Raw genomic sequence first — 24,456 nt, 5'->3', positions numbered from 1 at the left:
AATCATCGACCAAGAAAGTGTCTTAATTGGTGTACACCTTATGAAATTTTCACTGTAAGTCTGTTGCAGTTAAATTGACAATTCATCATATCAAAAAAACTAGGAACTCCTGTTTTTTTTAAGCAAATGCGACCAGGGAAAAATGAAGTGCCATTTGAAATATATAAATTTCGAACAATGACTGATGAAACAGATCAAGAGGGCAACTTATTACCGGATGAAAAAAGAATGACTAAACTCGGTTCTAAAATTAGAAGTACAAGTATTGATGAATTACCGCAATTAATCAATGTGTTAAAAGGTGATTTGAGTTTAGTTGGTCCACGCCCATTACTTATGAAGTACCTTCCATTATATAATGAGGAACAAAAAAAACGTCATAATGTAAAACCAGGTATTACAGGTTGGGCGCAGATTAATGGAAGAAATGCAATTACATGGGACCAAAAATTTAAACTTGATGTATGGTATGCTGAAAATCAATCATTTAAATTAGATATGTTTATTCTTTATAAAACAATTGAAAATGTTTTGAAGAAGAAAGATATTAGTTCAGACGCTCACGTAACAGCTGAAAAGTTCCGAGGAAATATATGATGCGCAAAATTATACTTATTGGAAATGGCGGACACTCGAAAGTAATCAAGGATATTATTGAAGCACAACAGCAATTTGAAGTCGTTGGTTTTCTTGATGATAAATACGATTCATATTTTGAAAATAAGGGTTATTTTTATGACAGCTTTCAAAATATCGATTTATATAAATCTGATTATTTGTTTAACATAGCGATAGGGAATAATTTTGTTCGTGAAAAAATTTACCGAGAAATGGAAGTTAATATTGAACAATTTCCAGTGCTTATTCATCCGACTGCATGTATTAGTCCTTCAGTAAGTATTGGAAATGGTACGGTAGTTATGCCAAGTACTGTGATTAATGCTGAAACTGTTATTGGTATGCATAGTATTGTTAATTCTGGAGCAATTGTAGAACATGATAATGAAATTAGTGATTTTGTACATTTATCACCTAATGCAACACTTGCAGGCAATGTAACGATAGGTAAGTATTCACATGTCGCGGTAAATGCTACAATATTACCTCAAATTACAATCGGTGAAAAGTGTATTGTTGGAGCAAGTGCAACAGTTGTCAATGATATAAACTCAGATACTACTGTAATTGGAACACCAGCTAAACCTAAGGAGTGAATATAATTGGAAAAAGAAAGAGTATTTTTATCTAGGCCTCATATGGGTGGTAGCGAACAAAAGTATATTGAACGCGCATTTGAGCAAAATTGGATTGCACCTTTAGGAGAAAATGTCACTGAATTTGAAAATAGCGTGAAGAATTATGTAGATGTGAGTGAAGCAGTTGCTTTAAGTAGTGGGACAGCAGCTATACATTTAGCATTGATAGAAAGCGACGTTAAAGAAGGAGATGTGGTTTTCTGTTCATCTTTAACATTTTGTGCAACTTCGAATCCAATTCTATATCAACAAGCAACGCCAGTGTTCATTGATTCTGAACTAGATTCATGGAATATGTCACCTGAAGCGCTTGAAAAAGCATTTAAAACGTTCGAGACAAAAGGTATTAAACCTAAAGCTGTTATTGTTGTGAACTTATATGGGCAATCTGCACAATTGGATAAAATTAAAGCACTTTGCGAATATTACAATGTTGTTTTAATAGAGGATGCTGCTGAATCTCTAGGAGCAGTATACCAAGGTAAGATGAGTGGCAGTTTTGGTGATTTTGGTATCTTTTCATTTAATGGTAATAAAATCATTACAATAAGTGGTGGCGGCATGTTAGTAACGAATGACAAAGAAGCTAAAGAACATGCACTTTTCTTAGCAACACAAGCAAGAGACAAAGCATTACACTATCAACATAGTGAATTAGGTTATAATTACAGATTAAGTAACATCTCGGCTGGTATTGGTCGTGGACAAATGGAAATTTTAGAACAACGTGTTCAAAAACGTAGGGAAATATTTGAAACATATCAACAAGCTTTTGCTGATATTAAAGGCATCGAATTTCAACCTGAACTACCTAATTCTAAGTCTAATAGATGGCTAACTGCATTAACAATAGACGAGAAACAATGTGGCTTTTCTGCAAACGATGTTATAAATACGCTAGCTGATGAAAACATAGAGGCACGTCCAGTATGGAAACCTATGCATTTACAACCACTATACAGTCAATATGAATATGTTGCTGAAAAAGAAGATAACTCAAAAAAATTATTTGAACAAGGTATTTGTTTACCTTCAGGATCTGATATGAAAAAAGAAGATCAAGAAAAGGTTATTCAATTAATTAAAAATTTACAAGATACTGAGTAAGGATGTTTGATGAATGGAAAGAAGAAGAAAAAAGAAAAAGTCTAAAGCAAAAAAGATTATATGGACGATTATACTTATTTTAGCTATACTACTGCTATTTATAGTAGCTTTTATTTTTTATAAGCTGACAGTTTTAAACAGCTCAATTAATAATCCACTTGATCGTAAACAATCTGAACTCAGAGATAAGCCATTAGAAAAGGGCGAACCTATTTCAATTGCGCTTTTTGGGATTGATTCTGATGAGCTTAGAAACTCAGAGCATGATGGAGAAAGATCTGATTCTATCGTATTAATTTCAATTAATCCGAAAGATAAGAAAACAGAAATGATTAGTGTGCCACGTGATACACACGCTAAAATTGTTGGTAGAGGCACAGAAGAAAAAATTAATCATGCTTACGCGTATGGCGGACCAGACATGGCAGTAAAATCAGTTGAAAAACTAATGAATGTGCCAATCGATCATTATGCAGCGATTAATATGGATGGTGTCTCAACATTGATTGATAAAGTGAACGGTGTAGATGTTGTGAGTAATGGCGACTTTTCAAAATCGAATTATAGCTTTAAAAAGGGCAAAAAATACCACATGGATGGCAAGGAAGCTTTAGCATTTATGCGTAGTAGAAAAGAAGCAGGTGCTGGCGGCGATGAAGGTAGACAAGCACGTCAACAGCTCGTTATCGAAGCAGTTGCTAAAAAATCTATGAATCCAAGTTCTATTCCGAAGATTAATTCAATTTTTGATGCGGTTGAAAATAATGTTAAAACAGATTTGAGTTTAACTGAACTGAATGGTATTAGATCAGATTATAAGGCAGCTCAAAAAAATGTGAATCGTCATACACTGAAAGGTGAAAACACAGTAGGAGACGATGGTCTTTATTACTTCTATCCGGGTGATAATGATGATACGATTCAAGCATATCGAGATAATTTAAACTTAAAATAGTATGTTAGAAAACACCAATTGCTCATGTAGCAGTTGGTGTTTTTTGTTATGCAATCTATGAAACCGCAAACATAATTAAAAGACTTCGCTAGACATTTCAAGTATAATTGTTAGTACTAGGTATTAAAAACTAAAGTGAGAAATGAGGCTTAAAGATGTCTAAAGTAATTACAGATATAAATAGTGCTTTTGCAGGTCTTGAAGATGGTATGACTGTACTTGCAGGTGGATTCGGGTTATGTGGTATTCCTGAACACGGTATTGAAGCAATTCGCGCGAAAGGTACGAAAGGATTGACCGTAGTGAGTAACAACTGTGGTGTAGATGATTTTGGTTTAGGTCGTTTATTGGAAAATAAACAAATTGATAAAATGATTAGTTCTTATGTGGGTGAAAATAAAATATTTGAACAACAATTTATTAGTGGTGAATTAAATGTCGAATTGACACCTCAAGGCACATTAGCTGAAAAATTGCGTGCAGGTGGCGCAGGTATTCCGGCGTTTTACACGAAGACAGGTGTAGGTACATTAATCGCTGAAGATAAAGAAACACGTGACTTTGATGGTGAGACGTATCTAATGGAACGTTCGATTAAAGGTGACTTTGGTATTGTTAAAGCGCAAAAGGCAGATACGTTTGGTAACCTTGTTTTTGAAAAAACAGCACGCAACTTTAATCCATTATGTGCAATGGCGGCTAAGACAACTGTCGTAGAAGTAGAAGAACTGGTTGAAGTAGGAGAAATTGATCCCGACGATGTGCATTTATCAGGTGTATATGTAGATTACATCTATCATGGTGCCCATTTTGAGAAACGTATTGAAAAACGCACGGTAAAGGAGGCTAATCATGGATAAAAAAATACAACGTAAAAAAATTATTCAACGAGCAGCAAAAGAAATTAAAAGCGATATGGTCATTAATTTAGGGATTGGTATGCCGACATTGGTTGCGAATGAAATCAATGATCATGTTGAGAATGTGTATTTTCAATCTGAAAATGGTCTGCTAGGTATTGGACCGTATCCAACAGAGGAAGAGATCGATCCAGATTTAATTAATGCGGGTAAAGAAACGGTAACGGCGGCTAAAGGGGCGTCTTATTTTGACAATGCGGAATCCTTCGCGATGATACGTGGTGGTCACATTGATTTAGCCATCCTTGGAGGCATGGAAGTCTCAGAAAAGGGAGACTTGGCGAACTATATGATTCCCGGAAAATTAGTTAAAGGTATGGGCGGCGCTATGGATTTAGTTGTTGGTGCGCAGAAAGTGGTCGTTATTATGGATCACATGAATAAACATGGTGAGTCTAAGATTAAGGCGCAGTGTGAATTACCGTTGACTGGTGCTGGTGTGGTCCACACTTTAATTACGGATTTAGCTGTATTTCAATTTGAAAATGGTGTCATGAAACTCATTGAATTACAACCGGATACAACATTAGAACAAGTTGAAGCAAATACGGATGCACATTTTGAAAATTATTTAAAGTAGGTGTCATGCATGGTAAAAGGTAAAGTAGCGATTATTACAGGTGCTGCAAGTGGTATTGGCTTGGCGATTGCGAAAGTATTTTTGGAAAATGGAGCAAAAGTCGTTCTTGCAGATTTAAATGAAGACAAACTTGTACAAGAAACAGATGCTCTGAAAGCGCAAGGCTATGACTGCATGCCTATCAAAGTTAATGTGACAGATGAACAAGCTGTGAAATCGATGATAGACCAAACGGTTGAACAATATGGACGTCTAGATATCTTATTTAATAATGCTGGACTCCAACATGTTGAAAGTATTGAATCGTTTCCAACTGAAAAGTTCAGACAAATGATTGATATCATGTTAACGGGTAGCTTCATAGGTACGAAGTATGCACTACCTATCATGAAACAGCAACAAGCGGGGCGTATTTTAAATATGGCATCAATTAATGGTGTGATTGGTTTCGCTGGCAAGGCAGCTTATAATAGCGCAAAACATGGCATTATTGGTTTAACGAAAGTGACAGCGTTAGAAACGGCCACGGAGGGCATCACAGTCAATGCGATTTGCCCAGGGTATATTGATACACCGCTCGTACGTAATCAAATGGCAGATTTGGCTAAGGAACGTGGCGTCGAAGTCGAGCAAGTTCTTGAAGAAGTACTGTACCCACTCATTCCACAAAAACGTCTATTAGATATTAAAGATATTGCAGATTATGCATTATTCTTATGCAGTGATAGTGCGAAAAGTGTGACGGGTCAAGCAATCTTGATTGATGGTGGTTATACGGTACAATAAGCGAAACATTTCATGCAATAAATTTTTAATTCAGCAATTATATTCAATCTAAATATGTTACGTTAAGGGTAATGATGTAACAGATAGAATTGAAGGTGATGGCCTGATGAAAAATAATAATGCAAAAAATGGTGATTGGAAACCATTCGTTGTTGGTATAGGATTTGCAATACTTTCAGATGTTTTGGATAAACCGCTATATCGGCTAGTTGCAACGGCAATTATGATTCTGTTTCTGATATATAGGGTTACCAAAAATATTATGTTCACGAGATATCATATTCAAACAGCAGATCCTAATATACGTACATGGTTCAGCATAAAAGTAGACTACTGGCTATTATTTATTAGAAATTTGATGATAACTGGTTTTTTAGCAGCAATATTCTTTGTTTCTCTGTATTTGAGTGGGCAAACAATGTGGCTATGTTTATTAGGTATTGTCCTGGTTTTTATTGTATTACTAATGATTATTACCAAATTTGAAAAGAAAACAGATATTATTGATCATGAAGACGACTAACAGAAACAGGGGTGGCTTATGCGATATATAGATGCACAAGAACAGGCTCAACTACTCAATATGGGTGAAGTTGTAGAAGAGGTTGCTAAAGCGCTTGAAGCGTATTCTGAGGGCAAGACAGATACACCGCTGCGGTATTCATTACCATTTAATGATAAAAATAGATATTTAGTCATGCCTGCGCTTTCAGATGCATTGAAAGTGGCAGGAGTTAAGACCGTGACAGTGGCACCGAATAATGCTCAAATAGGTAAGCCGACGATTGTGGGTTCTGTAACACTTTCGGATTATGAGACTGGCGAGACGCTGGCTGTGTTGGAAGGCTCCTATCTGACTAAAATTCGTACTGGCGCAATTTCAGGTGTTGCGACGAAATACTTAGCACGTGAAAATGCTAAAACGTTATGTGTCATTGGTACGGGAGATCAAGCTGAAGGATTGATCGAAGCGGTCTTAGCTGTAAGACAAATTGAACGAATTCAATTTTATAATCGTACATACGATAAAGCGGTGCAATTTTCAAAAACTGTAAAATCATTACATCCGGATATCAACACGGAAGTGTATCAGGATGTAGATAAAGCAATGGAAGACGCAGATGTTATCGTCACAGCAACGAATGCGCGCACGCCTGTATTTCAGCAACGTTTAGCGCCCGGTGTACATGTCAATGCAGTAGGTTCATTTAAACCTGATATGCAAGAATTACCGACACAGGCGATTGTTGATGCTGATAAAGTTGTCGTTGAAGCTGAAGCAGCGGCAATGGAAGAAACGGGTGACTTAATCACACCTGAAAATGAGGGTGTGTTTGCCAAAAATGATATACATGGTGAGCTAGGTCACATTATTGCGAAACGAATAGAAGGTCGCGTGTCTAATGACGAAATTACAATTTTTAAATCTGTAGGTGTGGCCATCGTAGATATCGTGGTAGCAAATTATTTTTATCAAAAAACTTTATAGGAGTCATTTATGACTAAATATTTAGAAATATTTCTAGTTGCCGTTAAACTTGGATGTATGTCTTTTGGTGGTCCGGTTGCACATTTGGGCTATTTTTATGATGAATATGTTAAAAACAGAAAATGGATTAATGAAAAGGAATATACAGATTTAGTTGCATTATGTCAGTTTTTACCAGGACCAGCGAGTAGCCAGGTCGGTATAGGCATTGGTACAGTGAGGGCTGGTATCATTGGAGGTATCATATCCTTCATAGGCTTTACATTGCCTTCAGTAGTTGTATTGATGTTATTTGCATTGATTTTTGTAAATAGTAGTGCTGACTTTACTTGGATTCAAGGTTTAAAACTTGTTGCAGTGGCGATTGTAGCACAAGCAATTTTAGGTATGGGAAAGAAGTTAGCGAATACCAAGACAACGATTGTATTAGCAATGTTTGTACTTGCTATGACGTTACTGATTGATTATGTGCTTATACAAGTTGTTGCTTTATTATTAACTGGCTTATATGGTATGTATTTTTTAAGAAATGATACAAAAACGCAGGATGGAAATGACGCGCATTTATTTAAGTTATCGAAAAAAATTGGCGTGTGTTCGCTGTCGTTATTTGTAACGTTGTTAATCGTGTTACCAATATTGAGTGCACAAACTAATAATGTTTGGGTTAAAATGATAGACAGTTTTTATCGTGCTGGATCATTAGTATTTGGTGGTGGGCATGTTGTGTTGCCTTTATTAGAAAAGGAATTTGTTCCCCAAAACTTAATTTCAGCAGACCATTTTATTACAGGTTATGGTGCAGCACAAGCAGTACCAGGGCCATTATTTACATTTGCAGCATATTTAGGAACAGAAATGGAAGGTGTCATTGGTGGTTTAGTCGCAACGATTGCTATATTCTTGCCGGCATTTCTATTGTTATTTGGTGTGTTACCGTTTTGGGATGCGCTTAAATCAAATAAGTATATGAATGGATTTTTAACAGGTATCAGTGCAGGTGTGGTTGGTATTTTAATAGCAGCATTTTATACACCAATATGGACTTCAACGATTCATACAACGTTAGATTTCACGTTTGCAGCAATACTATTTGTGTTGTTGATGTATTTTAAATGGCCTTCGTGGTCTATTGTACTTATTGGTATTGGTGTAGGCATATTGTTTTATTAATTTTAAGCAATATGAACGTGGGGCAGAAATTTAGTTTCTGTCCCACGTTTTTGTTACATTTATTGAATTGGATCCATGCCTTGTTTCCAAGAAGGATAAATCAACTGACCACCGTGTGAACGAAATTTTGCATTTGAAGCGCCACGTTCATGCGTTGCAGCAGATTGGATATTGAGCGTTGGATTTACGTTTAATAAATCGGCGTACCATTGCGCCCATACATCACCTTTGACAGGTTCATCATCTGCTACGTTATAAATACCTGGTTCGAAATTCAGTGCTTGAATTGCAACTTCTACAGCGTCATCAATATGGATAAATGATTGTACGCCATCTGACATCGTTACGTTATCTTCTTTGAAAAGGTTATATATCATGCCATCTTTACCATACCAAGTACCAGGGCCATAGAGTAACCCATAACGTAGTACCACATGATGTTCAATACGTGCTGTTTGACTTTCTAAGCCTTCAACGCCATCGACGGTTACTTTACGATCGCCTGTTGAATGGTAGTCGAGCGGCGTCTCTTCGGTTGCTAATGTGTCGCCGCCTTCATAGGTAAAGGCGATACTTTGAGACTGGAGTTGTTTGACATCATTTTTAAGTGCAGCTTCGACTAGATTTTTGGTGCCTTCAATTCTTACTTTGGTATTCGCTGCCATATCCACATTTTTCAAATCAGTAATTTCATTCATAATGATATCGGGTTTGAAATCAGAAATGGCAGCTTCTACTGTATCATATTTTAAGATATCTCCAATATAGGCTTCTACGCCTGCGTTGACCAATTTCGCTTTACCTTGTTGAGATGTTGTAAAGCCAGCGACGTCGTAGCCTTCTTCTAGTAATCTTTGTGTTAATTTCGTACCGATTAAGCCTGTTGCGCCTGTTACAAATACTTTAGTCATTGTTAAATCCTCCAATAGTTACTTTATTCTAGTTAAATTTCCGTTTTATATTTAAATCAAACGTATAGATGCTATAATTTAAATATTAATTTTCACTGTTGATGAGAGAAATTAGCATTTTAAACATTGAGTGAAACAGACATTAAGATGGATAATTTTAAGCAGTATTAAAGTCTAAAAATAAGGAGTGAAATAGATGAAGTCTATATTATTAATAGGGCAGTCAAATATGGCTGGTCGTGGTTATACAAATGAAGTACACACCATATTAGATGAACGTATTATGATGTTACGAAATGGTAGATGGCAAATGATGGAAGAACCAATTCATAGCGATCGTGCAGTAGCTGGTATTGGTCCAGCTGCCTCTTTTGCAAAATTATGGCTAGATGCACATCCCAATGAAATGATTGGTCTGATTCCATGTGCGGATGGCGGGACATCTATAGATGATTGGGCTCCGGATAGTGTGTTAACGCGACATGCAATTTCTGAAGCAACATTTGCTCAAGAAACGAGTGAAATCATTGGTATATTATGGCATCAAGGGGAAAGTGACAGTTTAAATCAACGCTATCAAGCATATGCTGAGAAATTATTGACGTTGATTAATCATTTCAGAGCAACCTTAAATATTCCGGAAACACCTTTTGTTATGGGCTTGTTACCTGATTTTTTAGGGAAAACAGCTTTTGGCCAAAGTGCAATGGAATATAAGGAAATGAATGATGAGATTAAACGCGTTGCGCGCGAACAAGACCATTGTTATTATGTTACAGCACAAGGATTAACGGCTAACCCTGATGCGATTCATATTGATGCAGTATCACAACGTCTATTCGGTGTACGTTATTATGCAGCATTTTCCAATAAAGCAAATGTAGAGAATCCAATTCCAGAAGAATCACAGATTGATACAGTTTTATATAAACAGGAATATACTAAAAATGAACAAATGTATAAAATCGTTTCTCAATTTTCGAAAAATGAGATTAGCTATGAAACGTTTATGAGTGAAATGCGAGGATTACAGTAAAGTAAATGGTTGGCAGATCATATTTCTAGGGATTTAATCCCAATTCAATTAACCCCTTCAGACGATACACTTTGATGTATAGAATGAAGGGGTTAGTTATTACTATTTATTGAAGGCGACCGTGATTGATGTCTGTGAGTTTTTCGTTTACATCAAGTATACGTGCATGCATATCTGTTACGCCCATAGATTTGAGGCGTGCGCGATGCATCGTTAAGTATTGTTGTGCGTTATCAAAGGTATCAAAAGCATATACGCCACCAGCTACTTTTTCGCTTTCGTTTTCCGTCCAAATTTTCCATAAAAAACCGGGTTCATCATTGATAGACTTTGCTAAATCTTCAAATTGTTGAGCCATTTCATTTCCAAAAGGTCCATCTAGTGGGAAATCCACTTGTAAAATTGTTACCATCTTTTAACATCCCTTCTCAAAATCTAAAGTATCTTCTTTAATCATAAAGGTAAGTTGAAGTAAAAGGTAACAAAATGCATCTGAAATCATGAAAAGTAAAGTATTTGTTCCAACATAAATGCAGGAGAATAGCGCTAAACTGAAAGCTTTAAATCTTTTTAACATGTAGCTAAATGAAATTTGCCAGGTTTATCGTTATAATTAAGTTAATGATGTGTGAACATTTACAATTTAAGGGTTATACACTATATCTATAAGTAAAATAAAGAGACTCATTGAGGAGATAAATATGGAAATTAAGCAAATGAAATATTTTGTGGAAGTTGTGAAAAATGGGGGCATGACACAGGCTTCGGAGCATTTATATATCGCACAGTCGACAATCAGTAAGAACATAAAAAGTATTGAAGATGAATTTAACATTACCTTGTTTGATCGTCGTAAAAAACATATTGTCTTAACAGATACGGGACAAATTTTTTATGATAAATGTGTTGAAGCTTTAGCAGTATTGGATGATTTGTCTCTTGAAATGGGTGATGTAACCAATTTAGAACGTGGTCATATTCGATTAGGTGTTTCTGCGATCATGAATGTGAGACTATTTACAGAAAGTTTGAATGCGTTCCACCATATATATCCAAATGTTACATATGAAGTGATTGAAGGTGGTGGTAAAGCCGTCGAGAATTATTTGAGTCGAGATGAAATAGACGTCGGTATTACAACGTTACCTGTGGACGATGATATATACAATGCTGTGCCACTGTATAATGAGAAATTACTTTTAGTTGTAAATAAAAATTCGACATATGCCTCACAAGGTTCGGTATATTTAGGTGATTTAAAACGTGAACATTTTATCATGTTTCACGATGATTACTACTTAAAAGATCAAATTATTGAAAGTTGTCGAAAAGTTGGTTTTCATCCTAAAACAGTAGCCAAAATGTCGCAAATTACATTTATAGAAAACATGATTCGAGATGGCATGGGTGTGAGCATATTACCAGAAAGTATCGTACGCATCTTGCACGAAGATGTTGTCGGCGTCAAAATCACGGGCGCAGACGTATCGTGGAATTTGGGTGTCATATGGAAAAAAGATAGTTACATGAATTTTGTAACGCATAAATGGATTGATTTTCTGAAAAATTATCATTAAACCCAGTATAAAAGTGAAGAATAGAGTAACACAACGGATGTCGATGATAAGATATATTAAGATTATATAAAGTATTCCACAAAAGAATGTCAAATATTCCAACTATGTATTTTTATCATGGTAAGTTGCGTACTATAATAGACGAGTAGAGGGTTATGAGTACTGATTAACAAATCATTCACCATGATTTAAGATAAGTATTTCCGATGTATTAATTCGTCGTACAACCAACACAACAGCTTAATATTAACGTAATTCTAATCAGGACTCATAGCTTATAAATATACTGAGGGAGTCTCAATAGAATATCGACCGGATAATGATGACGTACCATACAGAGATGATATGGTAGAATCTAAGATGATTTTCATATGTACCCCTTAAACACGTGAACGATTCATTATCCAATTGTTTGTAAACAGCATGTTCATCTGATATACAACTAAGCTTTGTTTTCATGTTTTTGCCCAATCAATAAACTAAAACAACACATCCCCCGCCCACCACAAATGGTGGTTGTATATGAGTGAATTAGAACTATCAAAATATTTACACAAGCATTTAACAATATACGTAATATTAACGGTATTAGACAATAACATTCATATACAGATGAACAATAATGGTGTACCAACTGTTGTAAATTAATCAAACGACCAACTTGATTTATCTACGAACATGTGATGAATAGATTAATACATGCGTCGAAACTTATACTTCAGTTGAAGTGAAAATAAAATAACCCTCTAGATAAATATCTCTCAAACAAATGCGCCCAAGGCTACACTGTCCATGTAGTCTTGGGCGTTTTGTTTTGTATTAAACTATGACATCAGACATCGGCATTATTGATTGTCAGTTATGGAAGGGTGCAAATGATAGGTTTGTTCTGTGGGCTCGCCTTGTACAATTTTATCAAGTGTTGTTACAATTTGTTGTGCAATTTCTGCAGTAGGTACACCAATCGCATATATCGGATAGTCTAATTTTTTAATTTGTGGAATATTGTCATAGGAATAAATGACAGGTCGTTGCTTCGCGTTAAGTGCATTGATTGTGCCTACAGTAATATCATAACTTCCGCAAATGACGCCTTCGGATAGGCTGTCGTGTTGTTGGAAATTTTTAATAGAAGTTTCAGCATCCATTGCATTTAAACCATTTGAATCAATCATTCGATAAGAAAGATGGTGTTGATTACAATACTGAGCAATCGCTTCTTTCTTGGCAATTTGGCGTGCATCATTTGTTTGGGTATCGCCAACGTAGTCGATGGTTTGTATGCCTTTGTCACGTAACCCCTTAATTGCCATAATCATTGCTTCGGCATGGTTTACATTGATAATTGGATAAGGAATATCACGATCCACACCATATGCGACCACGGGCACATTGTTATAAACCTCTGGCGGTAAGTTAGAATCATCGCCTTCGTCAAAAATAACGATGCCATCACAGCCAAATTCAACAAATTTCTTCGAAGCTGTGGCAATATCGTCAATCGACACAAACATCGTGTAACCTAATGCTTTGATAGCGATGTTAATTTCTGTGATTAGATGTGTCACGGCAACGCGGTCCACGGATGGCCAAATTAAGCCTATCGTGCCACTTTTTTTAGAAACCAACGCACGTGCTGAGTGGTTAGGTATATAATTCATCTCAAGCGCTTTTTGCTGAATCATTTGTTTTGTATTTGGTTTGACTAATTTAGAATTTTTTAATGCTTTACTAACTGTGGAATAACTGACTCCACAGGCTTCGGCGACATCTTTTAAAGTGACTGCCATGAAATTTCTCCTTGAAATAGATTGATTTAAGTTAGAATTAATTATACCATAGAGATAAGCATTAAAATATTTTTTTGGACAAAAATAACAACGTTGTTATTTTCAAAAAAGAACTACTAAGGGGATGACGAGATGAATGCTACAGAGACAATGCAGGCAATTCGACAAGGTAAACACATCGCAGTGATGCGTACAGACGATGCAGAATCATTTTTAGATATTGCGCATACAATTATGGATAAGGGGCTTAATATTATTGAAGTCACATTGACGACACCCAATGCCATGGATATTATATCGGAACTTTCGCAAAGAGACGGTGCAATTATTGGAGCGGGGACAGTATTAGATAGCGTATCAGCACGGACTGCAATCTTAAATGGTGCGACCTTTATCGTGAGTCCATCGTTCGATAAAGAAACCGCGAAAATGGCTAATTTATATAATATACCTTATATTCCAGGATGTATGACGGTAACGGAGATGGTGACATCATTACGTTATGGTTGTAAGGTGTTGAAACTATTCCCAGCAACGCAATTTTCACCGAAATCAATTAAAGATTTTAAAGGGCCATTACCACAAATTGAAATTGTGCCAACCGGTGGTGTTGGAAAAGACAATCAGCGAGAATGGTTGGATGCGGGTAGCTTTGCTGTTGGCATTGGTAGTGAAATTACTAAAATATATGAACAACAAGGTAAAGAAGCATTAGTGCAGTATGTTACAGAACTAAAAAGCGAGGGATAGTTTATGACGGTATATGGATTTGGCGAAGTATTACTACGCTATACACCGCCTCACTATAAGCAACTTAAAGATTCCAATATGTTTGAAGTTAACGTTGGTGGTGCAGAGTTTAACGCGCTTGTCACTTTGGCACAGTTTGGACATTCAACAGAGATGCTAACCGTTCTACCTAATCATGCTTTGGGACAACTAGCATTACAAACGATGTATCAATCACGTGTAGGAACACAAAGCATCCAATTGGCAAACGGACGAATGGGCACATATTATATGGAGGAAAGTTTCGGGTATCGAAGCGGTAAAGTCATATATGATCGTCATTATTCAACATTTGCAGAACAAGGCGAGAACGTATTACCACATCTTAATGCAGCTAAAGGAGATTATTTCTTATTTACTGGTATAACATTGGCAATCAATCCAAAGATTCAACAGCAAATCGTAGATGTTTTGACACAGTTGAGACAGCAAGGGGTAAAAATTGTTTTTGATATTAATTTCAGAAGTAATTTATGGACAAAAGAAGAAGCATTGCCAGTAATTCAGTCGGTATTGCCGCTCGTTGATATATTGTTTTTTGGAAAGAAAGATGCAACACATTTATTAGAAACCAATGATGTTGATGACGATATGGAAACATGTGCAAAAACCATACAAAAACAATATAACATTGCTTTAATGGCTTCGAGTAATCGTGATATCGAAGCAAGTACTTTACAAGGCATCGTGCTTTCGGGCGAAGACTACATTGAAGGGCAGACATACTCATATACTGTGCTTAATCGAATTGGCGCGGGTGATGCGTTTATGGCTGGTACACTGCATGGTTTATTGCAGGACTGGTCGTTAACACAAACGGTGGATTTTGCTTCAAAATGCTCTGTTATGCAACATACTACGAATGAAGATGCATTGGCAGTTAATGAGCAAGACGTATTTCAGTTGTCGACACATTTTGGTGAATTAAATCGTTAAGTGGTGTTATTTAAATTTATTGATAAAATGCATGCATTTATGTAAGCGCATTCAGTATGGAACACACAATATTTTGAAAAGGGGCAAAAGATGATGGCTTTAATTAAAGAGGATTTTCTATTAAATAATAAAACTGCAGTAAAGTTATATGAAAAAGCGAAGGACCTTCCAATTTATGATTTTCACTGTCATTTAGATCCAAAAGAAATTTATGAAAATAAAAAGTATGAGACTATCACACAATTGTGGTTATCAGGAGATCATTACAAATGGCGTGTGATGCGTGCATATGGTATCGACGAAGATTTGATTACTGGTGATGCAGACGACTTTGATAAATTCCAAGCATTTATGCAAATGCTGCCATATGCAGTAGTGAACCCGATGTATCATTGGTGTGCTTTAGAATTGAAGCGTTACTTTAATGAAGATACAGATTTAGACAAAGTTAATATCAAGAAACTTTATAAATCTTTAAACCGTAAATTAGCAAAATCATCGCATACACCACAAAATTTGATTAAACAGAGTAACGTTAAGGTCGTTTGTACGACTGATGATCCTTGTGATGATTTGAAGTATCATCGCTTGTTAAACGAAGATAAAAAAGTACCTTTCAAAGTGATCCCTACATTTAGACCTGATAGTTATGTATTTTTAAGTAGTGCAACGGTTCAAGAAAAGATTAACAAATTGGATCAAGCGACAGAACGTAATATTAGCGATTTAAGTAGTTATATTGAAGCATTGAAAGCACGTATTCACTATTTTGATCGTCAAGGTGCTAGAAGTTCAGACCAAAGCTTTGAGAAAACACCACTTATGACAGCATCTTCTGAAGAAGCAAACGCTATTTATACTGCATTATTAAATGGTGAAAATGTTTCAGAAACGCAACAATATGAGCTGGCAGGCTATATTTTAACTGAAATCAGTAAAGTCTATCACGAATTAAAATGGGTGGTTCAATTCCATTTAGGTCCAACGAGAAATAATAACACAAACATGTTTGAAAAAGTCGGCGCTGATAGTGGGTTTGATAGTGTAGGCGAACAGTTAAGTGCCAAGACATTAAATGCGATGTTTGATCATCTTGAACAACATCAAGCACTATCAGATACCATCATTTATCCTAATAATGGTAACGACCATCTTATGGTTCAAGCAACGGCGGGTAATTTTACAAATAGTAAACATAAAGTACAGTTGGGTGCAGCTTGGTGGTTTAATGACACGAAAGAAGGCATGGAGCGTCATTTGGTAGATTATGCCAATGTAGGACTGCTTTCGAAATTTGTGGGCATGTTGACGGATTCACGTAGCATGATTTCATATACGCGTCATGAATATTTTAGAAGAATTCTATGTAATTTTTTAGGTGAAAAGATTGAACAGGGAGAAATTGCATTGTCCGCTTCAACAATAGATGAAATGGTAAAAGCCATTTGTTATAACAATGCAGTTAATTTATTCAAAATAGAGGGCGTTAAGGAGGCATAATCATGGAATTATCATTTCGTTGGTATGGGCAAGATGACCCAGTGACATTAAAAAATATTAAGCAAATTCCAGATATGAAACAAATTGTGACGGCAATTTACGATGTTCCAGTTGGAGAAGTATGGACATCAGAAAGAATCAAACAGTTAAAGCAGTCTATCGAAGCAGAAGGATTAAAGTTTGAAGTCGTAGAAAGTTTACCAGTTAGTGAAGAAATTAAAATGGGCACAGACAAGCGTGATGCTTTAATTGAAAATTATAAAACATCACTCATCAATTTAGCAGCAAACGGTATTAAAACGGTGACTTATAACTTCATGCCTGTATTTGATTGGACGCGTTCACAATTAGATTATGAGTTAGAAGATGGTTCCAATACATTAATATATAAGCACGATCAACTTAAAGATATTGACCCACTAACGACGGATTTAAATTTACCAGGGTGGGATGAAAGTTACTCAAGAGCTGAAATGAATCAACTTATCTCGACATATCGTGAAATGTCAGATGATCAGTTATGGGCAAATTTGAAATACTTCTTAGATGCAGTATTACCAACTGCAATCGAACATGATATTGATTTGGCGATACATCCGGATGATCCACCTTGGTCTATTTTTGGAATACCACGTATTATTAGAAATAAAGATAGCTATAAGCAGTTATTGTCTATAAATGATGATACGCATAATGGTATCTGTTTCTGTACAGGTTCTCTGGGTGCCTTAGCTGAAAATGATTTGCCGAATATGATTCGTGAATTTGGCACGCATATTCATTTCGTGCACATGCGTAATGTTAAACGTTTAGATGAATATTCATTTGTAGAAACAGGTCATTTATCTAAAAATGGTTCTGTAGATATGAAAGCTGTTGTTGAAGCATTATGTGAGATAGATTTTAAAGGGACGATTAGACCGGATCATGGTCGCATGATTTGGGGAGAAACTGGCAAAGCTGGTTATGGTCTATTTGATAGGGCATTAGGCGCAACATACATTAATGGGTTAATAGAAGGGGTGAGCAAATAATGACAACACAATTTAAGGGCGTCAATGTCGTTATTACTGGTGCAACGGGTGTGATTGGTTCAACGTTTGTTAAAGGTCTTGTAGCAAAAGGTGCAAATGTAGGCATATTAGGACGTTCTGAAGATAAAATCATAGCATTACAAGATGAAATTGATAAAGATAGACAGCAAACGGTTGCTTTAGTTGCCGATGTGTTAGATAAAGACGCTCTAATCGAAGCGAAGCAAACATTTAATGAAGCATTTGGTGAGATTACAGTACTGATTAATGGGGCTGGAGGTAATCATCCTAACGCGACGACAGACGATGAAATGTATGATGCGACTGCAGATAAGACCTTCTTTGATTTAACAGAAGCAGGTGTAGACAACGTATTCAAACTCAATTACACAGGTACATTCTTACCTTCACAAGTGTTTGGTAAAGATGTAGTTGAAGCGGAAGCGGGCACAATTATCAATATTTCTTCTATGAATGCTTTTACACCATTAACGAAAATCCCGGCATACAGTGGTGCCAAAGCTTCAGTAAGCAACTTTACGCAATGGTTAAGTACTTACTTTGCAGGGCACATCCGTGTAAATGCCATAGCACCCGGATTTTTTGAAACAAGTCAAAACAAAGCATTACTGAGAAATGAGGATGGGTCATACTCGGAACGCGCGCAGAAGATTCTATCGCAAACACCGATGAATCGCTTTGGCGAGCCTGAAGATATTCTTGGTACACTGTATTGGTTGATGGATCATCAGTTGAGTGGTTTTGTTACAGGTATTGTTGTGCCAGTAGATGGCGGTTTTTCATCTTATTCAGGTGTTTAGTTCGTTCTATGATAATATAATCATAAAATTAAAAGAGAGTTAATCCTTAAATTTTGGATTAGCTCTCTTTTTAATAGTGACCATGTGCTTGTGTACACGAAAAACTGTAATATTGCTAGGTGTTTACTTTAACGGGTACTATTTTATTAAATACGTCAGTATATGCTTCCCAATCAATATCCGTATTGCTTTGGTCAGTTATTAATACATCTACTTTATTTGTAGGACACACGTGATAAAGTGACACTTTATCAAATTTTGAACTATCCGTCAGAACATATACTTCTTTCGCTTGTTTAACCATTTGGATTTTTGTAGCAGCTAATGCGTCATTAAAATGTGTGACACCTTTTTCTAAATCTAGTGCTGGCGTTGCTAAAAATAATTTGTTTGGATTAAAACGTTGTAGGATTTCATTGGTAATCATACCGTTCAATAAATAGTTATCCTTGTACAAAACGCCACCAGTTACAATCACTTGATTTGATGATGATTTTAAAATCGTCGCGATATGGATGTCATTCGTAATAATCGTTAAATTGTGTTTTTGTGTTAAAGCGCGCGCAAAATGGATGGTCGTTGATCCAGAATCAATAAACAATGTGTCATTATCTTCAACAAATGTTACGGCATGTTGACCGATGGCTAATTTTTCATGATAATAGCTTGTTTCACGGTCATCAAAGTTTAATTCATCCCACACTTCTGTGTGATTTAAAACGACACCACCATGTGTACGTTTGATTTGATTATATTGTTCTAATTTATTTAAATCACGACGAATGGTAGCTTCATGAACATTGAATTCAGTCGCTAAGGCATGAATGGTCGCTTTTTTATTCGTTTTTAAAAAAGTAATAATCAATTGCTCTCGTTCTGCTGGTAACAACGACGACACCTCCAATTTTAAATATGTTTATTGATAGTTAAGCTACTTCTTGATCGCCGCTTTGCATATGTTTTGGCATTTTTATGAAATAAGTCAGTATTGTACTAATGAAATAAAGAATCGCAAGTACCCAGATGACGCCAATCGCATGAATACTTCCAATTAATAGAAAAACAATCATAGGTCCAACAAATACTGGTAATCCAGCACCTAGATTAAGCACGGATAATGCAGCACCTTTGTCTGTTTTAACTAATGATGGAATCAGTGCAGAAAGTGGTACGTATGCTGCGATAAAAGCACCCCAACTGAAACCGACAATGGTTAATAGGACGATGTTGCCATCTGTCCATATTGGGACATAGCCCATTAATAATACAGAAATACCACTACCGATACCACCAAAATACATGACAGTGTTACGCCAACCAATCTTATCCCCTACTATACCAAAGATAAGGTTGAATACAATATTACCTACAAAGATGGTTGACCAGACGGCGAGCCATTTTGAAGTGGGAATACCAAATGATGATAAATATATAGGTAAGAACACTGGAAAAGCAAACTGTGCAGTTGTATTGATGACACGAACAATACCACCTAAGAAGATTTTAGGTTCGTCTTTCATTATTGTGATGCCTTTAATAATTTCTTTGAATTTCTCTTTAGAGCTGCCTTGATTGGAAGGTAATTTATCTTTATTTAAGACAAGGGTGAAGAATCCACCAAGTAATACCCAGAATAGGGAGCTCCACAATGTATTGATATGACCTAAATGTTCAATAGCCCAAATTGAATAAAGTGCACCGAGTACATTAAGGCCACCTGTGAAGACAAACCAGAACCAACCTACTGCAGCCCCGAGTGTTTTCTGCTCAGAACGATAGGAAATCCATACTAAGAATGAATAGGCAAATAGTGGATAACCTAACCCTCTTAATGCATAAGCAGGTAACATGAGTGCTAAGTTTTGTGATGGAATAGCGAAGCCTACAAAGAAAATTGTGCCGACGATGTAGAACGTTAAGCCTAAGATCATCGTACGCTTTCCACCCAGTGCTTCTGCAAAGACACCACTGAGCCAACTTGCGATTGCGACCGTTACCCCATAAGCAGAGAAGAGTAAACTTGTTTCTTGTACTGAGAAACCATGCCCATTGAGCCACGGACTTAGCCAACCAATCTCTAAGCCATCACCCATCATAAAAATGATAATACCAATATATCCCCAAATAATTTGTCGGGGCATACCTAAAAACGAACTAGATTGTTGCATATATAACCCACCTTTTTGTCATCGCTTACCAATGATATTGTAAATACGTTTTTTTCCAGCCTCTATTTGCAACGGTATCGTCCATCGCGCGTTTTAAATCTTCTGTGGAATGAATGTGGTAGTAGTCTTCTGGGATAAGTTGACGCAATGCTTGTTGATATTGTTCGTTATCAAATGCAGCAATGAGTTGTTCAAACTCGTGCTTTGTACTGCGAGAACTACCGGAAAATGTTAGCCCTTTTTCGAGGACATCTCTTGTATTAATACCGACAAGCGTTTCTGTAACACCCATGAGTACGATTTGTCCCTCTCTATCAATTAAATCAATAGCTTGGTTTATCGCAGATTCTGAAAATTTACCACCGGCACATTCAAATACAGTATGTACACCACGATGTTGTGCAAAGTCATAATCCGTAACCATATGTGTTGTTGCAAATCCATCGAAGGCAGCTAATTTTTCTTCAATAGCACCAAAGACAATCAGATTTTCTTTATCAATGCCATGAATATAATGTAATGCAGTTGCAGCAAGGTATCCAACAGGTCCATCCCCAAATATCGCTACTTGTGGTGAAGCGTCAGTTGTGATTGCGTTAAGTTGATTAATTGGGAATAAAGAAACTGAGCATAATTCGGCAAGTAGTGCGACATCTTCATCTAAATCTTCAGGGATTTTTACAACATTATCACCTGGAACAACCATTTGATCTTGGCAAATACCATCAAACCCACTACCCATAAATAGAGCATTTTCATCATAGTTATCTTGTAAAGGGGATGGCTCAAATGATGCTTTACGCAATCTAGATGGAATATTCGGCACAATGACGACTTTATCTCCTTGTTGAAAATCAGGATGGTTAGATTGAGTGACGATACCAAGGCCTTCATGAAAAAGTGCCATTGGTAATTTTTTAGCGAGTGCCTCAGGACGACGATTTCCTGTATAGTAGCGTAAATCAGCATGACAGACACTTGCCTTTGTTGGTTTAACAATAATATCTCTATCATCAAAATCATGCTCAAGCGTCGCTGGTTCAAAAACACCTGGCTCTATCAAACGATATGCATGCGATTGGATTTTCATATTTGCGCAACTCCTTCGTAATATTGTTTATTTATGTTCATATCGCTAATAGTAAACGCTTTCATTTATGTTTGTCAATTGAATTATAAGAAATTAATGTTTTTATTTGTAGTTTTATGAATGTTTATGTTGATTTTTAAGCATAACTTAATTATGATTTAAGAAAGCGTTTTCTTAATAGGGGACTGGAGGCTAATGTATGACTTATAGCATAGGAATTGATTTTGGAACGGGCTCGGGAAGAGTATTTTTAGTTAATACTGATAATAGAGCAATCGTTGCTCAATATATAAAAAATTATACGCATGGCACGATTGAAGGGAACTTAAACGGGCAAAAAATACCGCAAAATTTTTCGCTACAAAATGCCAATGATTATATGGAAGTCATTGAATTGGGTGTGCCTGCTATATTGGAGGAGTCCCAAGTGGATGTGAAAGAAGTCGTAGGCATGGGTATCGATTTTACATCTTCAACAGTGATTTTTGTTGATGAAAATATGGAGCCGATGCATAATAAGCCACATTTTCACGATAATCCACATGCATACGTGAAACTATGGAAACATCATGGTGCGCAAGAAGAAGCAGATGCATTATTGAATACAGCATTAGAAGAAAAGAATCGCTGGCTCGGATACTATGGTTTTAATGTGAGCAGTGAGTGGATGATTCCTAAGATTATGGAAGTTTATCACAAGGCTCCTGAAGTCATGGCTGAAACAGCATATATAATGGAAGCGGGCGATTGGATTGTCAATCGACTGACTGATAAAAATGTGCGCTCCAATTGCGGTTTAGGCTTTAAAGCTTTTTGGGAATCATCTACAGGATTCCATTATGATTTATTTGATAAAGTGAATAGTGATTTATCAGCAATTGTACGTAATAAGCTGGATGCACCTATTGTGAATATTGGTGAAAGTGTGGGTCAAGTGAGTGCTACAATGGCGGGGAAATTGGGTCTGTCACCTGATACGCAAGTAAGTCCTTTTATTATTGATGCACATGCAAGTTTATTGGGAATCGGTGCAGAAAAGGATAAAGAAATGACGATGGTTATGGGTACGAGTACATGTCATCTCATGCTCAATAAAGCACAACATAAAGTACCAGGTATTTCTGGTTCTGTTAAAGGTGCAATCATTCCTGACTTATATGCCTATGAAGCTGGTCAGTCTGCTGTAGGGGATTTGTTTGAATATGTGGCTAAACAAGCACCTTATGATTATGTCCAAGCTGCTGAATCACGTGGGATATCCATATTTGATTTATTAAATGAAAAAGCTGGGAAGCTATATCCTGGAGAAAGTGGTTTGATAGCTTTAGACTGGCACAATGGTAACCGTAGTGTGTTAAGTGACAGTAATTTAAAAGGTAGTTTATTCGGGATGAGCTTACAAACGAAACATGAAGATATTTATAGAGCATATATGGAAGCAACAGCATTTGGAACGAAAATGATTATGCAACAATATCAAGGTTGGCAAATGGATGTTGAAAACGTCTTTGCATGTGGCGGCATTCCTAAGAAAAATGGCTTGCTTATGGAGATTTATGCGAATGTGTTAAATAAACAGGTGACTATCATAGATAGTGAATATGCACCAGCTATTGGGGCAGCGATACTTGGCGCTATTTGTGGTAAAGCACATCCGGATTTCAATACAGCCATCGCAGCAATGAAAGAACCTGTATTGTATCAGGTCACACCTGATCCTGAGCAAGTTGCAATTTATAAAAAATTATTCTCTGCATACAAAGAGTTACATGATTTACATGGTTATAAGAAGTCTCGTATTATGCGCAACGTGAGTGCATTGATGTAACTTTTAAACTTATTTAAGACAAGTATGATAAATGATGAAAGGCTGTACGTGATTATCACGGGACAGTCTTTTTCTATGTGCGAAATATAATTAAATAATGAGTCGCAGTTTAAATTATTAAATGATATGATATAAAAAAGAAAATTAATGTTAATAGAATTTATTTGAAAATCATCATTATAAAAAAGGTGAATTTAGAAGATAAAACGTGAGGTGCTGTTTTGGTTATTTTATTAATTAGTATAATAATTTTAATCATTGGTCTATTATTGTTTATGAAAGAAAAACGAAATTTTTTACATGGTGTGATATTTGCATTGGGTGTTTTTGCTACGGTCATAGTTGGAAGTTTTTTACTATTGGACTATATATACAATCACACACAAGGTATAGGTGAATTGATAAACACTGCTTTATTGATACTATTACCCTTACTTTTTATCGTTATAGTTATTGCTTTGATGTGGAACACCAGATCAATGATGCGTAGGGAAGGGAAGAGTTATTTAGCATTACTATCTTTTATACTCGGTGTGAATTTAATTGTAATTATTCCACTCCCGATTTATCTGGATGGTGCACTTACTATTAAAATGCCAACTTGGTTATTCAATATGTTTATTTATATGATGAATTGTCAATTTAACTGCAACAGACTTACAGTGAAAATTTCATAAGGTGTACACCAATTAAGACACTTTCTTGGTCGA

25 protein-coding genes are annotated in these 24,456 nt (G+C 36.2%); 19 read left to right on the top strand and 6 right to left on the bottom strand.

Features of this window, described 5'->3' with window-relative positions:
• The first annotated feature begins 84 nt into the window (after positions 1 to 84).
• The 10 genes from ACSULM_RS11480 to chrA all read left to right on the top strand — a co-directional run bounded on the left by ACSULM_RS11480 (position 85) and on the right by chrA (position 8,266).
• Positions 85 to 597, top strand: coding sequence for a sugar transferase (locus ACSULM_RS11480; RefSeq protein WP_436862874.1), 513 nt, complete (start codon positions 85 to 87; stop codon positions 595 to 597).
• Entirely contained in the window at positions 594 to 1,214 is a 621-nt protein-coding gene (locus tag ACSULM_RS11475; RefSeq protein WP_436862870.1) for an acetyltransferase, read from the top strand. Before ACSULM_RS11480 ends, ACSULM_RS11475 begins: the two co-directional genes overlap by 4 nt.
• A gap of 42 nt (positions 1,215 to 1,256) precedes the next feature.
• The gene (locus ACSULM_RS11470) at positions 1,257 to 2,363 is read left to right on the top strand and encodes a DegT/DnrJ/EryC1/StrS family aminotransferase (RefSeq protein ID WP_436862872.1); all 1,107 of its coding nucleotides are present in this window, start codon (positions 1,257 to 1,259) and stop codon (positions 2,361 to 2,363) included.
• A 13-nt stretch (positions 2,364 to 2,376) separates the two neighbouring features.
• Positions 2,377 to 3,318, top strand: a complete 942-nt coding sequence (locus tag ACSULM_RS11465) for an LCP family protein (protein WP_436862869.1) — start codon at positions 2,377 to 2,379, stop codon at positions 3,316 to 3,318.
• A gap of 155 nt (positions 3,319 to 3,473) precedes the next feature.
• Complete coding sequence (locus tag ACSULM_RS11460; RefSeq protein WP_436862867.1) at positions 3,474 to 4,178, top strand: CoA transferase subunit A; 705 nt, start codon at positions 3,474 to 3,476, stop codon at positions 4,176 to 4,178.
• Entirely contained in the window at positions 4,171 to 4,818 is a 648-nt protein-coding gene (locus tag ACSULM_RS11455) for a 3-oxoacid CoA-transferase subunit B (protein WP_436862865.1), read from the top strand. Before ACSULM_RS11460 ends, ACSULM_RS11455 begins: the two co-directional genes overlap by 8 nt.
• A gap of 9 nt (positions 4,819 to 4,827) precedes the next feature.
• Positions 4,828 to 5,604 carry a 3-hydroxybutyrate dehydrogenase gene (locus ACSULM_RS11450; protein ID WP_436862863.1) on the top strand — a complete coding sequence of 259 codons (777 nt, stop codon included), beginning with the start codon at positions 4,828 to 4,830 and terminating at the stop codon, positions 5,602 to 5,604.
• Positions 5,605 to 5,710: 106 nt separating this feature from the next.
• Positions 5,711 to 6,127, top strand: a complete 417-nt coding sequence (locus ACSULM_RS11445) for a hypothetical protein (RefSeq protein ID WP_436862861.1) — start codon at positions 5,711 to 5,713, stop codon at positions 6,125 to 6,127.
• An 18-nt stretch (positions 6,128 to 6,145) separates the two neighbouring features.
• Positions 6,146 to 7,093 (top strand): ornithine cyclodeaminase family protein, encoded by a 948-nt coding sequence (locus ACSULM_RS11440; RefSeq protein WP_436862859.1) that lies wholly within the window; start codon positions 6,146 to 6,148, stop codon positions 7,091 to 7,093.
• A gap of 9 nt (positions 7,094 to 7,102) precedes the next feature.
• Complete coding sequence (gene chrA / locus ACSULM_RS11435; protein WP_436862857.1) at positions 7,103 to 8,266, top strand: chromate efflux transporter; 1,164 nt, start codon at positions 7,103 to 7,105, stop codon at positions 8,264 to 8,266.
• Positions 8,267 to 8,325: 59 nt separating this feature from the next.
• Here chrA and ACSULM_RS11430 read toward each other — a convergent pair whose 3' ends face one another.
• Positions 8,326 to 9,177 (bottom strand): NAD-dependent epimerase/dehydratase family protein, encoded by an 852-nt coding sequence (locus ACSULM_RS11430; protein WP_436862856.1) that lies wholly within the window; start codon positions 9,175 to 9,177, stop codon positions 8,326 to 8,328.
• Between the two features lie 196 nt (positions 9,178 to 9,373).
• On the opposite strand from ACSULM_RS11430, the gene ACSULM_RS11425 reads away from it, so the two are divergent.
• Positions 9,374 to 10,213 (top strand): sialate O-acetylesterase, encoded by an 840-nt coding sequence (locus ACSULM_RS11425; RefSeq protein ID WP_436862853.1) that lies wholly within the window; start codon positions 9,374 to 9,376, stop codon positions 10,211 to 10,213.
• Positions 10,214 to 10,319: 106 nt separating this feature from the next.
• On the opposite strand, the gene ACSULM_RS11420 is transcribed toward ACSULM_RS11425, so the two are convergent.
• Positions 10,320 to 10,625, bottom strand: a complete 306-nt coding sequence (locus ACSULM_RS11420) for a monooxygenase (RefSeq protein WP_436862851.1) — start codon at positions 10,623 to 10,625, stop codon at positions 10,320 to 10,322.
• A 289-nt stretch (positions 10,626 to 10,914) separates the two neighbouring features.
• Here ACSULM_RS11420 and cidR point away from each other — a divergent pair, with 289 nt between their 5' ends.
• Together cidR and ACSULM_RS11410 are read left to right on the top strand one after the other, a co-directional pair.
• On the top strand, positions 10,915 to 11,790 hold the full coding sequence (gene cidR, locus ACSULM_RS11415; RefSeq protein ID WP_436862850.1) for a cidABC operon transcriptional activator CidR: 876 nt from the start codon (positions 10,915 to 10,917) through the stop codon (positions 11,788 to 11,790).
• Positions 11,791 to 12,312: 522 nt separating this feature from the next.
• On the top strand, positions 12,313 to 12,438 hold the full coding sequence (locus ACSULM_RS11410) for a hypothetical protein (protein ID WP_436862849.1): 126 nt from the start codon (positions 12,313 to 12,315) through the stop codon (positions 12,436 to 12,438).
• 197 nt (positions 12,439 to 12,635) lie between these two features.
• On the opposite strand, the gene ACSULM_RS11405 is transcribed toward ACSULM_RS11410, so the two are convergent.
• The gene (locus tag ACSULM_RS11405) at positions 12,636 to 13,580 is read right to left on the bottom strand and encodes a LacI family DNA-binding transcriptional regulator (RefSeq protein ID WP_436862847.1); all 945 of its coding nucleotides are present in this window, start codon (positions 13,578 to 13,580) and stop codon (positions 12,636 to 12,638) included.
• Between the two features lie 132 nt (positions 13,581 to 13,712).
• Between ACSULM_RS11405 and eda the strand changes: the two genes are divergently transcribed.
• The 5 genes from eda (at position 13,713) to ACSULM_RS11380 (ending at position 18,660) form a co-directional block, all read left to right on the top strand.
• Entirely contained in the window at positions 13,713 to 14,330 is a 618-nt protein-coding gene (eda, locus tag ACSULM_RS11400; protein ID WP_436862844.1) for a bifunctional 4-hydroxy-2-oxoglutarate aldolase/2-dehydro-3-deoxy-phosphogluconate aldolase, read from the top strand.
• Positions 14,331 to 14,333: 3 nt separating this feature from the next.
• Positions 14,334 to 15,305, top strand: coding sequence for a sugar kinase (locus ACSULM_RS11395; protein WP_436862842.1), 972 nt, complete (start codon positions 14,334 to 14,336; stop codon positions 15,303 to 15,305).
• Positions 15,306 to 15,398: 93 nt separating this feature from the next.
• Positions 15,399 to 16,805, top strand: coding sequence for a glucuronate isomerase (gene uxaC, locus ACSULM_RS11390; RefSeq protein WP_436862840.1), 1,407 nt, complete (start codon positions 15,399 to 15,401; stop codon positions 16,803 to 16,805).
• A 2-nt stretch (positions 16,806 to 16,807) separates the two neighbouring features.
• Complete coding sequence (locus ACSULM_RS11385; protein ID WP_436862838.1) at positions 16,808 to 17,839, top strand: mannonate dehydratase; 1,032 nt, start codon at positions 16,808 to 16,810, stop codon at positions 17,837 to 17,839.
• Positions 17,839 to 18,660, top strand: coding sequence for an SDR family oxidoreductase (locus ACSULM_RS11380; protein WP_436862837.1), 822 nt, complete (start codon positions 17,839 to 17,841; stop codon positions 18,658 to 18,660). Before ACSULM_RS11385 ends, ACSULM_RS11380 begins: the two co-directional genes overlap by 1 nt.
• Before the next feature lie 115 nt (positions 18,661 to 18,775).
• Here ACSULM_RS11380 and ACSULM_RS11375 read toward each other — a convergent pair whose 3' ends face one another.
• The 3 genes from ACSULM_RS11375 to ACSULM_RS11365 are packed head-to-tail and all read right to left on the bottom strand — an operon-like array spanning position 18,776 to position 21,918.
• Positions 18,776 to 19,549 carry a DeoR/GlpR family DNA-binding transcription regulator gene (locus ACSULM_RS11375; protein WP_436862834.1) on the bottom strand — a complete coding sequence of 258 codons (774 nt, stop codon included), beginning with the start codon at positions 19,547 to 19,549 and terminating at the stop codon, positions 18,776 to 18,778.
• Between the two features lie 37 nt (positions 19,550 to 19,586).
• Positions 19,587 to 20,828, bottom strand: coding sequence for an MFS transporter (locus ACSULM_RS11370; RefSeq protein WP_436862832.1), 1,242 nt, complete (start codon positions 20,826 to 20,828; stop codon positions 19,587 to 19,589).
• 25 nt (positions 20,829 to 20,853) lie between these two features.
• Positions 20,854 to 21,918 carry an alcohol dehydrogenase catalytic domain-containing protein gene (locus tag ACSULM_RS11365; protein ID WP_436862830.1) on the bottom strand — a complete coding sequence of 355 codons (1,065 nt, stop codon included), beginning with the start codon at positions 21,916 to 21,918 and terminating at the stop codon, positions 20,854 to 20,856.
• Between the two features lie 199 nt (positions 21,919 to 22,117).
• Here ACSULM_RS11365 and ACSULM_RS11360 point away from each other — a divergent pair, with 199 nt between their 5' ends.
• Positions 22,118 to 23,746, top strand: coding sequence for a ribulokinase (locus ACSULM_RS11360; RefSeq protein WP_436862828.1), 1,629 nt, complete (start codon positions 22,118 to 22,120; stop codon positions 23,744 to 23,746).
• Positions 23,747 to 24,456: the final 710 nt, after the last annotated feature.

The sequence above is a fragment of the Staphylococcus caeli genome, from assembly GCF_051413795.1.
GTDB lineage: Bacteria > Bacillota > Bacilli > Staphylococcales > Staphylococcaceae > Staphylococcus > Staphylococcus caeli_A.
The sequence above is the reverse complement of the archived record's forward strand: the minus strand, read 5'-3'. Positions and strand labels throughout refer to the sequence as shown.

Bases quoted from the DNA above. Each gene is read 5' to 3' on its own strand.
- ACSULM_RS11475 (WP_436862870.1), top strand. From the start codon at position 594: ATGATGCGCAAAATTATACTTATTGGAAATGGCGGACACTCGAAAGTA.
- ACSULM_RS11470 (WP_436862872.1), top strand. From the start codon at position 1,257: ATGGGTGGTAGCGAACAAAAGTATATTGAACGCGCATTTGAGCAAAAT.
- ACSULM_RS11465 (WP_436862869.1), top strand. From the start codon at position 2,377: ATGGAAAGAAGAAGAAAAAAGAAAAAGTCTAAAGCAAAAAAGATTATA.
- ACSULM_RS11460 (WP_436862867.1), top strand. From the start codon at position 3,474: ATGTCTAAAGTAATTACAGATATAAATAGTGCTTTTGCAGGTCTTGAA.
- ACSULM_RS11455 (WP_436862865.1), top strand. From the start codon at position 4,171: ATGGATAAAAAAATACAACGTAAAAAAATTATTCAACGAGCAGCAAAA.
- ACSULM_RS11450 (WP_436862863.1), top strand. From the start codon at position 4,828: ATGGTAAAAGGTAAAGTAGCGATTATTACAGGTGCTGCAAGTGGTATT.
- ACSULM_RS11445 (WP_436862861.1), top strand. From the start codon at position 5,711: ATGAAAAATAATAATGCAAAAAATGGTGATTGGAAACCATTCGTTGTT.
- ACSULM_RS11440 (WP_436862859.1), top strand. From the start codon at position 6,146: ATGCGATATATAGATGCACAAGAACAGGCTCAACTACTCAATATGGGT.
- chrA (WP_436862857.1), top strand. From the start codon at position 7,103: ATGACTAAATATTTAGAAATATTTCTAGTTGCCGTTAAACTTGGATGT.
- ACSULM_RS11430 (WP_436862856.1), bottom strand. From the start codon at position 9,177: ATGACTAAAGTATTTGTAACAGGCGCAACAGGCTTAATCGGTACGAAA.
- ACSULM_RS11425 (WP_436862853.1), top strand. From the start codon at position 9,374: ATGAAGTCTATATTATTAATAGGGCAGTCAAATATGGCTGGTCGTGGT.
- ACSULM_RS11420 (WP_436862851.1), bottom strand. From the start codon at position 10,625: ATGGTAACAATTTTACAAGTGGATTTCCCACTAGATGGACCTTTTGGA.
- cidR (WP_436862850.1), top strand. From the start codon at position 10,915: ATGGAAATTAAGCAAATGAAATATTTTGTGGAAGTTGTGAAAAATGGG.
- ACSULM_RS11410 (WP_436862849.1), top strand. From the start codon at position 12,313: ATGAGTGAATTAGAACTATCAAAATATTTACACAAGCATTTAACAATA.
- ACSULM_RS11405 (WP_436862847.1), bottom strand. From the start codon at position 13,580: ATGGCAGTCACTTTAAAAGATGTCGCCGAAGCCTGTGGAGTCAGTTAT.
- eda (WP_436862844.1), top strand. From the start codon at position 13,713: ATGAATGCTACAGAGACAATGCAGGCAATTCGACAAGGTAAACACATC.
- ACSULM_RS11395 (WP_436862842.1), top strand. From the start codon at position 14,334: ATGACGGTATATGGATTTGGCGAAGTATTACTACGCTATACACCGCCT.
- uxaC (WP_436862840.1), top strand. From the start codon at position 15,399: ATGGCTTTAATTAAAGAGGATTTTCTATTAAATAATAAAACTGCAGTA.
- ACSULM_RS11385 (WP_436862838.1), top strand. From the start codon at position 16,808: ATGGAATTATCATTTCGTTGGTATGGGCAAGATGACCCAGTGACATTA.
- ACSULM_RS11380 (WP_436862837.1), top strand. From the start codon at position 17,839: ATGACAACACAATTTAAGGGCGTCAATGTCGTTATTACTGGTGCAACG.
- ACSULM_RS11370 (WP_436862832.1), bottom strand. From the start codon at position 20,828: ATGCAACAATCTAGTTCGTTTTTAGGTATGCCCCGACAAATTATTTGG.
- ACSULM_RS11365 (WP_436862830.1), bottom strand. From the start codon at position 21,918: ATGAAAATCCAATCGCATGCATATCGTTTGATAGAGCCAGGTGTTTTT.
- ACSULM_RS11360 (WP_436862828.1), top strand. From the start codon at position 22,118: ATGACTTATAGCATAGGAATTGATTTTGGAACGGGCTCGGGAAGAGTA.